Source organism: uncultured Castellaniella sp. (genome assembly GCF_937988725.1).
GTDB lineage: Bacteria > Pseudomonadota > Gammaproteobacteria > Burkholderiales > Burkholderiaceae_B > Castellaniella.
On the sequence record NZ_CALKHS010000004.1, the window covers coordinates 224446 to 236850 of the forward strand.

Consider the following 12405-nt stretch of genomic DNA (forward strand, 5'->3'; position numbering starts at 1 on the left):
GCTTCGGCTCCCGGCAACAAGAAAGCCACCTTCGGGTGGCTTTCTTGCGTGTGCGTCCAACGTGCCGGACCACATCTGATTGTCATCAGAAATGGAAAACTGAATTTTCCTTGGCGCGGTTTATTGCGGCGCAGCGAAAGCGCACACTGGTTCCTGTGGAGCAGGGCATGATTCACCAGCGGAAAGCCTGTGACGTCCTGCTTTCGCATGCACTTGAATGTGAAGGAGTTCATCATGAGAACCGTTACCGCTGCTTCTATCGCCGTCCTGTCTCTGGGCCTTGCCTCCGCGGGTATCGCACAAGCCGATCAGAGCAATTACCCGGAAGTCGTGACGCCCAGCACCCAGACCCGTGCGGAAGTCGTTCATGAACTGCGCGTGGCGCAGTCCCAGGGCCTGGTCACCGAGCGTGAACGGACCGATTATCCCCGGCTGCAGGCCGGCGGCCCGGCGCTGAGCCGCGCCCAAGTGCTGGCTCAACTCAGGCAAGCCGAGATCGCCGGCCAGGTCATCGTCGACAACACCGCAGTGCATCCTTCTTGAGCATCGCAATTACGGTGCCAGGCCGGAAAGCCTGCCGCGCTCGTGGCGCGGCAGGCTTTTTCGCATCTGTGCCTGGCATGGTGGACTATCCCGCGCGTCATTTCAGGCGGCTGAAAGCCGATCTGTGCTTAGCTGAATTGACCTCCATCAAATGTGTTTCAGCCTCGGGTTTTCCCGGCGATGGGGCTTGTCGAAATGATACAATCCCGTAGTTTGATCTTCTGAGGCAGGGGCCATCCATGAATCTGGAACAGTACTTTCCCGTGCTGCTTTTCATCATCGTCGCCACCTTGATTGGCGCGGCCCTGCTGGCAGCGGGGCGTTTGCTGGGCCGTAACGTGCCCGACGCCGAAAAGCTGTCCGTCTACGAATGCGGCTTCGAATCCTTTGGCGATTCGCGCATGAAATTCGACGTGCGCTATTACCTGGTGGCGATCCTGTTCATCATGTTCGATCTGGAAATCGCCTTTTTGTTCCCCTGGGCCATGGCCAACGGCGCCGTGGGCATGGTGGGCTTCTGGGCGGTAGCGATCTTCCTGGGCATCCTGACGGTGGGCTTCATCTACGAATGGCGCCGCGGCGCCCTGGACTGGGAATAATTGGGGGTGAGCAAAATGGCAGTTGAAGGCGTCATGGAAAAAGGCTTCATGACCACCAGTGCGGATAAATTCCTCAACTGGGCGAAGACGGGTTCCCTCTGGCCGATGACGTTCGGCCTGGCCTGTTGCGCGGTCGAAATGATGCACGCCGGCGCGGCGCGCTACGACCTGGACCAGTTCGGCATCATCTTCCGGCCCAGTCCCCGTCAGTCCGACCTGATGATCGTGGCCGGCACGCTGTGCAACAAGATGGCTCCGGCCCTGCGGAAAGTCTACGACCAGATGCCGGAACCGCGCTGGGTCGTGTCGATGGGCTCCTGTGCCAACGGCGGTGGTTATTACCACTACTCCTATTCGGTGGTGCGCGGCTGCGACCGCATCGTGCCGGTGGACGTCTACGTGCCGGGCTGCCCGCCCACGGCGGAAGCCCTGGTCTACGGCTTGCTGCAGATGCAGAACAAGATCCGCCTGACCAACACCATCGCCCGCTAGCAGGGGCGCCCGGAACGGCCTGCCGGCGACGGCACCGGCCTGCCCGGCGCACATCCGAACCGATCCGAATTTGACGATCTGCATATGACACGGCTACAGACCTTAGAAACCAATCTGCGCGATGTCCTGGGGGCCTCGGTCGACCTGACCGAATCCCGGGGCGAACTGACGCTGCAATTGCCCCAGTCCGCCTGGGCGGATACGTGCCGCGTGCTGCGCGACAACGCCAGCCTGCGCTTCGAGTCCTGCATGGACCTGTGCGGCCTGGATTATTCCGCCTGGAAAGCCCCCACCTACGCGGCCGACCATACCGGCACCCACCCGCACCGTTTCGCGGTCGTCATCCACCTGCTGTCGGTCACGCACAACTGGCGCCTGCGGGTGCGCGTGTACGCCGAACACGATGAATTCCCGGTGGTGGCCTCGCTGGTGGACGTCTGGCCCTCGGTCAACTGGTACGAACGGGAAGCCTTCGACCTGTACGGCATCGTCTTCGAAGGCCACCCCGACCTGCGCCGCATCCTGACGGACTACGGTTTCATCGGCCATCCCTTCCGCAAGGACTTCCCGATCTCCGGACACGTGGAAATGCGCTACGACGCCGAACAGAAGCGCGTCATTTACCAACCCGTCACGATCGAGCCCCGCGAAATCACCCCCCGCGTGGTGCGCGAGGATCACTACGGAATCGAACGGTACTGATATGGCAGAGATCCAGAACTACAACCTGAACTTCGGCCCGCAGCACCCGGCTGCGCACGGGGTGCTGCGCCTGGTGCTCGAACTGGACGGCGAAGTCGTCCAGCGCGCCGACCCGCACATCGGCCTGCTGCACCGCGCCACCGAAAAGCTGGCGGAAACGCGCACCTTCCTGCAGACGCTGCCCTATATGGACCGTCTGGACTACGTGTCCATGATGTGCAACGAGCACGCCTACTGCATGGCGGTCGAACGCCTGCTGGGCATCCAGGTGCCGCTGCGGGCGCAGTACATCCGCGTGATGTTCGATGAAATCACCCGCATCCTGAACCACCTGATGTCGCTGGGTTCGCACGCGCTGGACGTGGGCGCCATGGCGGTGTTCCTGTACGCCTTCCGCGAACGCGAAGACCTGATGGACTGCTACGAAGCCGTGTCCGGCGCCCGCATGCACGCGGCCTACTACCGGCCCGGCGGCGTGTACCGCGACCTGCCCGACACAATGCCGCAGTACAAGGGCTCGAAGTACCGTTCCGACAAGGAAACGCGGGCCATGAACGAATCGCGTTCCGGCTCGCTGCTGGATTTCATCGAGGACTTCACCAACCGCTTCCCCGCCTGTGTGGACGAATACGAAGTCCTGCTGACCGAAAACCGCATCTGGAAGCAGCGCCTGGTGGACATCGGCGTCGTGTCGCCCGAACGCGCCCTGGCGCTGGGCTTCACCGGCCCCATGCTGCGCGGTTCCGGCATCGAATGGGACCTGCGCAGGAAGCAGCCCTACGAAGTCTACGACAAGCTGGAATTCGACATCCCCGTGGGCAAGAACGGCGACTGCTACGACCGCTACCTGTGCCGGATCGCCGAAATGCGCGAATCCAACCGCATCATCCGCCAGTGCGTCGAATGGCTGCGCAACAATCCCGGCCCCGTGATCACCGGCAACCACAAGGTCGCCCCGCCCACGCGCGAGCGCATGAAGACCGGCATGGAAGACCTGATCCACCACTTCAAGCTCTTCACGGAAGGCATGCACGTGCCCGAAGGCGAAGCCTACGCCGCCGTGGAACACCCGAAGGGCGAGTTCGGCATCTACCTGGTGTCCGACGGGGCCAACAAGCCCTACCGCCTGAAGATCCGCGCGCCGGGCTTCGCCCACCTGCATTCTCTGGAAGAAATGTCCAAGGGGCACATGATTTCCGACGTGGTGACCATCATCGGCACCCAGGACATCGTGTTTGGCGAAATCGACCGCTAGCCGCCCGGACACCACAGGACTATGACGATGCTGCTTTCCGAACAAGCCTACCGGGACATCGACCGGGAAATCTCCAAATACCCGGCGGACCAGAAACAATCCGCCGTGATGGCCGCGCTGACCATCGCCCAGACCGAAAAGGGCTGGGTGTCGCCGGAAGTCATCCGCGACGTGGCCGGCTACCTGGGCATGCCGCCGATCGCGGTCCAGGAAGTCGCGACCTTCTATTCCATGTACCACACCCACCCGGTGGGCCGCTACACCCTGACCATCTGCACGAACCTGCCCTGTGCCCTGCAAGGCAGCGCCCAGGCGGCCGAATACCTGAAGGAAAAGCTGGGCATCGGTTTCCATGAGACCACGCCCGACGGCCTGTTCACCCTGGCCGAAGGCGAGTGCATGGGAGCCTGCGGCGATGCGCCGGTGGTGCTGGCCAACGGCAAGCACATGTGCTGCCGCATGCAGCCCGAGAAAATCGACGCCCTGATCCGTGACCTGAAGGAGTCGGCATGAGCGCCCTGGATGTTTTGCAGAAATACGGCACGGATGCGCTGAATCCGAACCTGGGCGACGACGTCTCCCGCAGCATGATCTTTCACGGCCGCCACATTCAGCCGCAGATCCTGGCGGGCCTGGATGGCGACAACTGGGGGATCCAGGATTACATCGCCCGGGGCGGCTATGAATCCCTGAAGAAGATCCTGACCACCGGCATGACGCCCGACGACGTGATCGCCGAACTGAAGGCGTCCAGCCTGCGCGGGCGCGGCGGCGCCGGGTTCCCCACGGGCCTGAAATGGTCCTTCATGCCGCGCAACCTGCCCGGCCAGAAGTACGTGGTCTGCAATTCCGACGAAGGCGAACCCGGCACTTTCAAGGACCGCGACATCCTGCGCTACAACCCGCATTCCGTGATCGAAGGCATGATCATCGGCGGGTTCGCGATGGGCGCGTCCGTGGGCTACAACTACATCCACGGCGAGATCTTCGACGTCTACAGCCGCTTTGAAGAGGCCCTGGAACAGGCCCGCCAGGCCGGCTTCCTGGGCGACAACATCCTGGGCACGGGATTTTCCTTTCAGCTGCACGGGCACCACGGCTTCGGCGCCTACATCTGCGGCGAGGAAACCGCGCTGCTGGAATCCCTGGAAGGCAAAAAAGGACAGCCGCGCTTCAAGCCGCCGTTCCCGGCCAGCTTCGGCCTGTACGGCAAGCCCACCACCATCAACAACACCGAAACCTTCGCGGCCGTGCCGTTCGTGTTCCAGATGGGCGCTCAGGCCTACCTGGAACTGGGCATCGAAAAGGCCGGCGGCACCAAGATCTTCTCGATCTCGGGCGACGTCGAACTGCCCGGCAACTACGAAATCCCGCTGGGCACGCCGTTTCCCAAGCTGCTGGAACTGGCCGGCGGCATGAAGGGCGGGCGCAAGCTCAAAGCCGTCATCCCCGGCGGCTCGTCCTCGCCGGTGCTGCCCGCCGACATCATGATGAACACCAACATGGATTACGACTCGATCGCCAAGGCCGGGTCCATGCTGGGCTCGGGCGCGGTCATCGTCATGGACGAGACCCGCTGCATGGTCAAATCGCTGATGCGCCTGTCGTACTTCTACATGGAAGAATCCTGCGGCCAGTGCACGCCCTGCCGCGAGGGCACGGGCTGGCTGTATCGCATGATGCAGCGCATGGAACACGGCCAGGGCACGATGGAAGACATCGAGACCCTGGATTCGGTGGCGCACAACATGATGGGCCGCACGATCTGCGCGCTGGCCGACGCCGCCGCCATGCCGGTACGCAGCTTCATCAAGCATTTCCGCGACGAATTCGTCCACCACGTCGACCACAAGGAATGTGTGGTCGCCAAGTATCTGTAGGGTCAGGACACGCCATGGTAGAACTCACCATCGACGGGCTGAAGGTTCAAGCCGAAGAAGGCAGCATGGTCATCCAGGCTGCCCACGCGGCGGGGCTGTACATCCCGCATTTCTGCTATCACAAGAAGCTCAGCATCGCGGCCAACTGCCGCATGTGCCTGGTCGAGGTCGAAAAGGCCCCGAAACAACTGCCGGCCTGTGCCACGCCCGTCACCAACGGCATGGTGGTGCACACCCGCTCGCCCAAGGCCGTCGAGGCCCAGCGCGCGGTCATGGAATTCCTGCTGATCAATCACCCCCTGGACTGCCCCGTGTGCGACCAGGGCGGCGAATGCCAGCTGCAGGACCTGGCCATGGGCTACGGCGAATCCGCCTCGCGCTACAAGGAAACCAAGCGCGTGGTCTTCCACAAGCCCATGGGCCCGCTGATTTCCGCCGAACAGATGCAGCGCTGCATCCACTGCACCCGCTGCGTGCGGGTCGGCCAGGAAATCGGCGGCATCATGGAAATCGGCATGCTCAACCGGGGTGAATTCTCCGAGATCACCACCTTCGTGGGCGAAGCCGTCGAATCCGAACTCTCCGGCAACATGATCGACGTCTGCCCGGTGGGGGCCCTGCTGTCCAAGCCCTTCATGATGGGCGCCCGGACCTGGGAACTGGCCCGCCGCCGCTCGGTCAGCCCGCACGACAGCGTGGGCGCCAACCTGGTCGTGCAGACCAAGATGGACCGCGTGCTGCGCGTGGTGCCGTTCGAGAATGAGCCCGTCAACGAATGCTGGATCAGCGACCGCGACCGCTTCTCCTACGCGGGCCTGTACGTCGAAGACCGCCTGCAGCACCCCATGGTGCGCGGCTGCGACGGCCAGTGGCACGAAGCCTCCTGGACGGATGCCCTGCAGTCGGTCGTCACCGGCCTGAACCAGGTGCGCGAGGACGGCGGCGGCGCGCAGATCGGCGCCCTGGCCACCGATACGGCCACCCTGGAAGAACTGACCCTGCTGGCGCGCCTGACCCGCGCCCTGGGGTCGGACAACATCGACTTCCGCCTGCGCGGCGACGGCGCGGCCCTGGATGCCGTGCGCGGCGGCGCCCCCTGGCTGGGCATGCCGATCGCCGATCTGAACACCCTGGACCGCACGCTGGTCGTGGGTTCCTTCCTGCGTAAAGATCACCCCCTGATGGCGCAGCGCCTGCGCCAGGCGGCGAAACACGGCATGCAGCTGTCCCTGGTGGACAGCGTGGCGGCCGATCCGCTGGTGCCGGTCGCGGGCCGCATCACGGTCAAGCCGTCCGGCATGGTCCAGGCGCTGGGCGAAATCGCCGTAGCCCTGGCTGCGCTGAAATCCCGGCCCGCGCCCGACGGCCTGGCCGGCGTGCAGCCGGGCGAAGCCGCCCAGGCGATCGCCGACAGCCTGGCTTCCGGCGAACGCGTGGCGGTCTTCCTGGGCAATCTGGCCGTCTCCGACGACCAGGTCGCCCTGCTGGCGGCCAATGCCCAGGCGATTGCGCAACTGGCCGGCGGCCGCTTCGGCTTCCTGACCCCGGGCGGCAACACGGTGGGCGGCTACCTGGCCGGCGCCGTGCCGTCCGACGGCGGCCTGGACGCCCGGCGCATGCTGGGCGGCGATCCGCTGAAGGCCTATCTGGTCCTGCACGCCGAACCGCGTCTGGACAGCGAACTGGGCGAGCGCGCCGCGCGCGCCCTGCAGGGCTCCGCGATGGCGGTGGCCTTCACGGCCTTCCGCTCCGCCGCCGAGGACTGGGCCGACGTGATGTTGCCCATCGCGCCGTTCACGGAAACGTCCGGCTCCTTCGTCAATGCCGAAGGCCGGGTGCAGAGCTTCAAGGGCGTGGCCGCCCCGGTGGGCGACACCCGCCCGGCCTGGAAGGTCCTGCGCGTCCTGGGCAATCTGCTCGGGCTGCAGGGCTTCGATGACGAAACCTCCGAATCCGTGCGCGACACGGTGATGGTGGGCGGCGTCGATGGCCGACTGTCCAACGAGATCCGCCTGGCTCCCGGCACGGTGGCGCCCGCCGACGGCCTGGAACGGGTCGCGGAACTGCCCATCTACCGCACCGATGCGCTGGTGCGCCGTTCCCAGCCGCTGCAGGAACACGTCAGTTCCGCGCCGCCGCAGGCAGCGGCCAATGCCGCCACCCTGCAGTCCCTGGGGCTGTCGGCGGGGGATGCCGTGCGCGCGTCCACCGTCCACGGCTCGGCCGAGCTGACCGCCGCCCTGGACGATACCGTGGCCGACGGCGCCGTGCGGATCGCCGGCGCCTTTGAACAGACCGCCGCCCTGGGCATGGGCTCGGGCGCCATCCAGCTGGAGCGACGCTAATGGACTGGTTGAATATCCTGAACGCCTACGGCGCGAGCCTGATCGGCGAAACGTCCTGGCTGGTCGTCTGGACGCTGGTCAAGATCGTCGTCATCGCGGTGCCCATCATCCTGTGCGTGGCCTACCTGACGTACTGGGAACGCAAGATGATCGGCTTCATGCACGTGCGCCTGGGGCCCAACCGCGTGGGCTACCGAGGCCTGCTGCAGCCTTTCGCCGACGTCTTCAAGCTGCTGACCAAAGAACTGATTGTGCCGAGCAAGGCCAATCCGGTGCTGTACATCCTGGCTCCGGTGGTCACGCTGATGCCGGCGCTGGCGGCCTGGGCGGTGATTCCGTTCCAGCCCGACGTCGTTCTGGCCAACATCAATGCCGGGCTGCTGTTCATCATGGCCATCACCTCGATCGGGGTGTACGGCGTGATCGTGGCGGGCTGGGCGTCCAACTCCAAATACGCCCTGCTGTCGGCGCTGCGCGCGTCCGCCCAGATGGTGTCCTACGAACTGGCGGTCGGCTTCGTGCTGGTCACGGTGCTGCTGGTCTCCGGCACGCTGAACCTGTCGGGCATCGTGGTGGGGCAGGGGACAGGCTGGTTCGCGGAACGCGGCATCAGCTTCATGTCCTGGAACTGGCTGCCGCTCCTGCCGCTGTTCATCATCTACGTGATCGCGTCGGTGGCGGAAACCAACCGCCACCCCTTCGACATGGCGGAATGCGAATCCGAAATCGTGGCCGGTCACATGGTGGAATATTCGGGCATGGGCTTCGCCCTGTTCTTCCTGGGTGAATACGCCAACATGATCCTGTTGTCCGCCATGGCGGCGGTCATGTTCCTGGGAGGCTGGCTGCCGCCGCTGGACATCGCGCCGTTCACCTGGGTGCCGGGCTGGCTGTGGCTGGGCATCAAGACCTTCTTCGTCGTGTCCATGTTCATCTGGTTCCGCGCCACCTTCCCGCGCTACCGCTATGACCAGATCATGCGTCTGGGCTGGAAGGTCTTCATCCCCCTGACGGGGGTCTGGCTGGTGGTCGTGGCGGTCTGGATGCAGACGCCCTGGAACATCTGGCAGTAAGGGGTACATCATGGAAGCAATCAAGGACTTCTTCGGCAGTCTGATGCTGAAGGAAATGTTCGAAGGCATGCGCCTGACGGGCAAATATTTCTTCAAGCGCAAGGTCACCCTGCGCTATCCGGTCGAAAAAACGCCGGCGTCGCCGCGTTTCCGGGGGCTGCACGCCCAGCGTCGCTACGCGAACGGCGAGGAACGCTGCATCGCCTGCAAGCTGTGCGAAGCCGTCTGCCCGGCCCTGGCCATCACCATCGAATCCACTCAGCGCGAGGACGGCACCCGCCGCACCACGCGCTACGACATCGACCTGGCGAAGTGCATCTTCTGCGGCTTCTGCGAGGAAGCCTGTCCGACCGATGCCATCGTCGAAACGCACCTGCACGAATATCACGCCGAAAAGCGCGGTGATCTGTATTTCACCAAGGACATGCTGCTGGCCGTGGGCGACCGCTACGAATCGGAAATCGCCGCCCGTCGCGCCGCCGACGCGCCCTATCGTTGATGCCGGAAGACCGACCATGAGTTTTGATTCAATCCTGTTCTATCTGCTGGCCATCGTGCTGGTCGTGGCGGCGTTCCGCGTCATCACCGCCAACAGCCCCGTCACCGGGGTGCTGCACCTGATCCTGGCCTTTTTCACGGCGTCCATGATGTGGATGCTGATCCAGGCGGAATTCCTGGCGCTGGCGCTGATGATCGTCTACGTGGGCGCCGTGATGGTGCTGTTCCTGTTCGTCGTCATGATGCTGGACATGCGCTCGGAAGGCCTGAAGAGCGGCCTGAAGGTCTACCTGCCCCTGGGGCTGACCGTGGGCGGCATCATGGTGCTGGAAATGGCCTTCGTGGTGCTGCGTTCCTGGGGCGACGCCCCGGCGCTGCCGCAGCCGGCCGACAATTTCGACAACACCCTGGCCCTGGGCACGGCCATGTACACGGACTTCAGCTACGCCGTGCAGGTGGGCGGCCTGATCCTGCTGGTGGGCATGATCGCCGCCATCGCGCTGACCATGCGCAAGCGCAGCGACTACAAGCGCACCAACCCCGGCAAGCAGGTGCGCGTGAGGGCTTCCGATCGGATCCGCATCGTGAAGATGTCTTCCGTGGTAGATACGCCCGCCGCCCCCGAATCCGAAGGAGCCGAAAAATGATGCAAATCGGACTGAGCCATTATCTGATCGTCGGCGCCATCCTGTTCGCCATCGGCGTGTTCGGCTTTTTTCTGAACCGGCGCAACCTGATCGTGCTGCTGATGTCGATCGAATTGATCCTGCTGGCGGCCAACATGAACTTCGTGGCCTTTTCCGTCTGGTCGGGCAATCCCGCCGGGCAGGTCTTCGTGTTCTTCGTGCTGACGGTGGCGGCTGCCGAGGCCGCCATCGGGCTGGCCATTCTGGTGCTGCTGTTCCGCAATCTCAGCACCATCAATGTCGACAAGCTCGACCAGCTGAAGGGGTAAGGGCGTCATGACCGCGCAAAGTCTTTATTTGTTGATCGCCCTGGCGCCTCTGGCGACGGCCGTGCTGATCGGGTTTTTCGCCACCGGCTTCATGGGTTCATGGCTGGGCCGCCGGGCGACGCATACGCTCGCTGTCCTGGGGGTGGCGGTGTCCTTCGTCGGATCGCTGGTCGTGCTGCAGCAGGTGCTGGGCGGCCAGACCTTCGACGGCACGATCTACACCTGGTCCATGATCGGGCCGTTCAAGTTCGAGATCGGCTTCCTGATCGATTCCCTGACGGCCCTGATGATGGTGGTCGTCACCGGCGTGTCGCTGATGGTGCACATCTACACCATCGGCTACATGGCCGAAGACCCCGGCTACAACCGCTTCTTCTCCTACATCTCGCTGTTCACGTTCTCCATGCTGATGCTGGTGATGTCGAACAACATGCTGCAGCTGTTCTTCGGCTGGGAAGCGGTCGGCCTGGTGTCCTACCTGCTGATCGGCTTCTATTATTCCAAGCCGTCCGCCATCTTCGCCAACCTGAAGGCCTTCATGGTCAACCGGGTGGGGGATTTCGGCTTCGTGCTGGGCATCGGCCTGCTGTACGCCTACGCCGGCAGCCTGAACTACGCGGAAGTCTTCGCGCAGGCCGACAAGCTCGGCGCCATCGTCTTCCCGGGCACCGACTGGCAGATGCTGACCGTCGCCTGCCTGTGCCTGTTCGTGGGCGCCATGGGCAAATCCGCCCAGGCCCCGCTGCACGTCTGGCTGCCCGATTCCATGGAAGGCCCGACCCCCATTTCCGCCCTGATCCACGCCGCCACCATGGTGACGGCGGGCATCTTCATGGTGGCGCGCTTCTCGCCGGTCTATGAACTGAGCGAAACCGCGCTGTCGGTCATCATGGTGATCGGCGCCTTCGGGGCCCTGTTCCTGGGCATCCTGGGCGTGGTGCAGAACGACATCAAGCGCGTCGTGGCCTATTCCACGCTGTCGCAGCTGGGCTACATGGTCGTGGCGCTGGGCGCGTCCGCCTATTCGGTGGCGATCTTCCACCTGATGACGCACGCCTTCTTCAAGGCCCTGCTGTTCCTGGGCTCGGGCTCGGTCATCATGGGCATGCTGCACGATCAGGACATGCGCCACATGGGCGGCCTGTGGAAGCGCATGCCGATCACCTGGATCACCATGCTGATCGGCACGCTGGCCCTGGTGGGCACGCCGTTCTTCTCGGGCTTCTACTCGAAGGAAAGCATCATCGCCGCCGCCGAGGCCGCCAACATCCCGGGCGCGGGCTTCGCCTACGCCCTGACCCTGACGGGCGTGTTCGTGACCTCGCTGTATTCCTTCCGCCTGTACTTCCTGGTCTTCCACGGCAAGGAACGCTATGAAGATCACGGCGATCATGGCCACGACCACGATCACGATCACGCCCATGGCGAAGGCCATTGGGTCAGCCACGGCGACGGCCCCAGCATCCATGCCCTGCATGGCGCCAAGCCCAAGGAGTCGCCCTGGGTGGTCACGCTGCCGCTGTCCATCCTGGCCTTCATGTCGGTCGTGGCGGGCGTCTGGTTCGTCGACCCGCTGCTGTTCGACGGCTATTTCGGCAAGTCCATCACGGTGCTGGCGCAGCACCCGGCGATGGCGGCGCTGGCCGAGGAATGGCACGGCTGGGTGGGCTTCGGCCTGCATGGCCTGACGTCCGTGCCCTTCCTGCTGTTGCTGGCCGGCTTCGTGGTGGCCTGGTACTGCTGGCTGATCAACCCGGCCGTACCGGCGGCGATCGCCCGCGCCCTGGCGCCGGTGTACCGCCTGCTGGACAACAAGTACTACTTCGACTGGTTCAATGAACAGGTCCTGGCTCGCTTTGTCCGCAATCTGGGGCGCGGCCTGTGGCAGGGCGGCGACCGCGGCATCATCGACGGCCTGGTCGTCAACGGCAGCGCCCGCCTGGTGGGGGCCGCGGCCGCGACGACGCGCCTGCTGCAGTCCGGCTATATCTACCACTACGCCTTCGCCATGATCATCGGCATCATGGTGTTTCTCACATTCTTCGTCCTGATGGTTCATTGAT

The 12405-nt window shown here is 64.2% G+C and carries 13 protein-coding genes; all 13 read left to right on the forward strand.

Features of this window, described 5'->3' with window-relative positions; genetic code table 11:
- Window positions 1-234 precede the first annotated feature (234 nt).
- Complete coding sequence (locus Q0263_RS04560) at window positions 235-543, forward strand: DUF4148 domain-containing protein (protein WP_298013745.1); 309 nt, start codon at window positions 235-237, stop codon at window positions 541-543.
- Between the two features lie 239 nt (window positions 544-782).
- Complete coding sequence (gene ndhC, locus Q0263_RS04565; RefSeq protein ID WP_298013747.1) at window positions 783-1142, forward strand: NADH-quinone oxidoreductase subunit A; 360 nt, start codon at window positions 783-785, stop codon at window positions 1140-1142.
- Between the two features lie 15 nt (window positions 1143-1157).
- Window positions 1158-1634, forward strand: coding sequence for an NADH-quinone oxidoreductase subunit B (locus Q0263_RS04570; RefSeq protein WP_066457841.1), 477 nt, complete (start codon window positions 1158-1160; stop codon window positions 1632-1634).
- An 84-nt stretch (window positions 1635-1718) separates the two neighbouring features.
- Window positions 1719-2336 (forward strand): NADH-quinone oxidoreductase subunit C, encoded by a 618-nt coding sequence (locus Q0263_RS04575; RefSeq protein WP_298013750.1) that lies wholly within the window; start codon window positions 1719-1721, stop codon window positions 2334-2336.
- A 1-nt stretch (window position 2337) separates the two neighbouring features.
- Window positions 2338-3591: an NADH-quinone oxidoreductase subunit D gene (locus Q0263_RS04580; RefSeq protein WP_298013752.1), complete on the forward strand. Its 1254-nt coding sequence runs from the start codon at window positions 2338-2340 to the stop codon at window positions 3589-3591.
- Between the two features lie 27 nt (window positions 3592-3618).
- Window positions 3619-4104 carry an NADH-quinone oxidoreductase subunit NuoE gene (gene nuoE, locus Q0263_RS04585; protein WP_298013754.1) on the forward strand — a complete coding sequence of 162 codons (486 nt, stop codon included), beginning with the start codon at window positions 3619-3621 and terminating at the stop codon, window positions 4102-4104.
- Window positions 4101-5471: an NADH-quinone oxidoreductase subunit NuoF gene (nuoF, locus tag Q0263_RS04590; protein WP_298013756.1), complete on the forward strand. Its 1371-nt coding sequence runs from the start codon at window positions 4101-4103 to the stop codon at window positions 5469-5471. Before nuoE ends, nuoF begins: the two co-directional genes overlap by 4 nt.
- 14 nt (window positions 5472-5485) lie before the next feature.
- The gene (gene nuoG, locus Q0263_RS04595) at window positions 5486-7816 is read left to right on the forward strand and encodes an NADH-quinone oxidoreductase subunit NuoG (RefSeq protein WP_298013757.1); all 2331 of its coding nucleotides are present in this window, start codon (window positions 5486-5488) and stop codon (window positions 7814-7816) included.
- Window positions 7816-8889, forward strand: coding sequence for an NADH-quinone oxidoreductase subunit NuoH (gene nuoH, locus Q0263_RS04600; RefSeq protein WP_298013759.1), 1074 nt, complete (start codon window positions 7816-7818; stop codon window positions 8887-8889). Before nuoG ends, nuoH begins: the two co-directional genes overlap by 1 nt.
- Window positions 8890-8899: 10 nt before the next feature.
- The gene (gene nuoI / locus Q0263_RS04605; RefSeq protein WP_298013761.1) at window positions 8900-9388 is read left to right on the forward strand and encodes an NADH-quinone oxidoreductase subunit NuoI; all 489 of its coding nucleotides are present in this window, start codon (window positions 8900-8902) and stop codon (window positions 9386-9388) included.
- A gap of 16 nt (window positions 9389-9404) precedes the next feature.
- Window positions 9405-10034, forward strand: coding sequence for an NADH-quinone oxidoreductase subunit J (locus Q0263_RS04610; protein WP_298013763.1), 630 nt, complete (start codon window positions 9405-9407; stop codon window positions 10032-10034).
- Window positions 10034-10342: an NADH-quinone oxidoreductase subunit NuoK gene (nuoK, locus tag Q0263_RS04615; protein ID WP_298014217.1), complete on the forward strand. Its 309-nt coding sequence runs from the start codon at window positions 10034-10036 to the stop codon at window positions 10340-10342. The genes Q0263_RS04610 and nuoK overlap by 1 nt, the downstream gene beginning before the upstream one ends.
- A gap of 7 nt (window positions 10343-10349) precedes the next feature.
- Window positions 10350-12404, forward strand: a complete 2055-nt coding sequence (gene nuoL / locus Q0263_RS04620; RefSeq protein WP_298013765.1) for an NADH-quinone oxidoreductase subunit L — start codon at window positions 10350-10352, stop codon at window positions 12402-12404.
- Window position 12405 lies beyond the last annotated feature (1 nt).

Bases quoted from the DNA above. Each gene is read 5' to 3' on its own strand.
- ndhC (WP_298013747.1), top strand. From the start codon at position 783: ATGAATCTGGAACAGTACTTTCCCGTGCTGCTTTTCATCATCGTCGCC.
- nuoL (WP_298013765.1), top strand. From the start codon at position 10,350: ATGACCGCGCAAAGTCTTTATTTGTTGATCGCCCTGGCGCCTCTGGCG.
- Q0263_RS04575 (WP_298013750.1), top strand. From the start codon at position 1,719: ATGACACGGCTACAGACCTTAGAAACCAATCTGCGCGATGTCCTGGGG.
- nuoH (WP_298013759.1), top strand. From the start codon at position 7,816: ATGGACTGGTTGAATATCCTGAACGCCTACGGCGCGAGCCTGATCGGC.
- Q0263_RS04610 (WP_298013763.1), top strand. From the start codon at position 9,405: ATGAGTTTTGATTCAATCCTGTTCTATCTGCTGGCCATCGTGCTGGTC.
- nuoF (WP_298013756.1), top strand. From the start codon at position 4,101: ATGAGCGCCCTGGATGTTTTGCAGAAATACGGCACGGATGCGCTGAAT.
- Q0263_RS04560 (WP_298013745.1), top strand. From the start codon at position 235: ATGAGAACCGTTACCGCTGCTTCTATCGCCGTCCTGTCTCTGGGCCTT.
- Q0263_RS04570 (WP_066457841.1), top strand. From the start codon at position 1,158: ATGGCAGTTGAAGGCGTCATGGAAAAAGGCTTCATGACCACCAGTGCG.
- nuoE (WP_298013754.1), top strand. From the start codon at position 3,619: ATGCTGCTTTCCGAACAAGCCTACCGGGACATCGACCGGGAAATCTCC.
- nuoG (WP_298013757.1), top strand. From the start codon at position 5,486: ATGGTAGAACTCACCATCGACGGGCTGAAGGTTCAAGCCGAAGAAGGC.
- nuoK (WP_298014217.1), top strand. From the start codon at position 10,034: ATGCAAATCGGACTGAGCCATTATCTGATCGTCGGCGCCATCCTGTTC.
- nuoI (WP_298013761.1), top strand. From the start codon at position 8,900: ATGGAAGCAATCAAGGACTTCTTCGGCAGTCTGATGCTGAAGGAAATG.
- Q0263_RS04580 (WP_298013752.1), top strand. From the start codon at position 2,338: ATGGCAGAGATCCAGAACTACAACCTGAACTTCGGCCCGCAGCACCCG.